Raw genomic sequence first — 729 nt, 5'->3', positions numbered from 1 at the left:
CGGTATTTTTCGACACCTTCCGAAAAACCCATTGCAGAACAGTCACTTCTGCCACATTCACCGCCTGCAACGTTTGCCCGTCGCCGGCAGCGGATGCGTACTTTACGGCTTTACCGGCGGACTTGCAAGCTCTTCCGGTAAAAAGTTTGATTCATCAAGATTCGGCGTGGAACCTACGCGCCTGATCCGTCAGACCAAGTCTCAGGATCAGCTACCACCTGGATCGTATTGGACCTGCGACCGTTGCAAGACACTGACCTAGTTGTCGATGCAGGCCCAGGGCAGGAGAAAACACATTGCGCCCATCTCTGGGGCTATACCACCACACTCTTCGCCGGGTAGCAGGCGGTGGTCTAGGACTTCAGCGAGGGACGCGGCGGCCAGCAGTCATCGAGTTGATCGGCCAGCTCTACCAGGTGGAGCGCGAAGCGCAGTCGTTGGCAAAGGAGGAGCGTCAGCGGTTACGCGACACCCGGGTGAGCCCCGTCGCCACGCATTACATCGCAGGATGTCGCCTCATCGGGAGAAGGTAGCGAATGGTTCGGCGACAGCAAAGGCGCTGGATTACAGAGGCGCTGGTCTCAGGCGGCCGGCATTCCGGGACTCTCCATGGGGAGGCCCCTGACATGAAAAAACCCCGAGCAACTGAATGCCCGGGGTTTTTTCGGTATAAGTGCCTGACGATGACCTACTCTCGCATGGGGAGGCCCCACACTACCATCGGCGCAG

At 58.7% G+C, this 729-nt stretch carries 1 protein-coding gene; it reads left to right on the top strand.

Translation table 11 applies throughout. The features are described 5' to 3' along the window. Positions 1 to 185 (top strand): hypothetical protein (locus E0702_RS19605; protein WP_205741953.1); only part of this gene is annotated, 185 nt, incomplete at its 5' end. Positions 186 to 729: the final 544 nt, after the last annotated feature.

The sequence above is a fragment of the Halomonas marinisediminis genome (assembly GCF_004347715.1).
GTDB lineage: Bacteria > Pseudomonadota > Gammaproteobacteria > Pseudomonadales > Halomonadaceae > Halomonas > Halomonas icarae.
The sequence above is the reverse complement of the archived record's forward strand: the minus strand, read 5'-3'. Positions and strand labels throughout refer to the sequence as shown.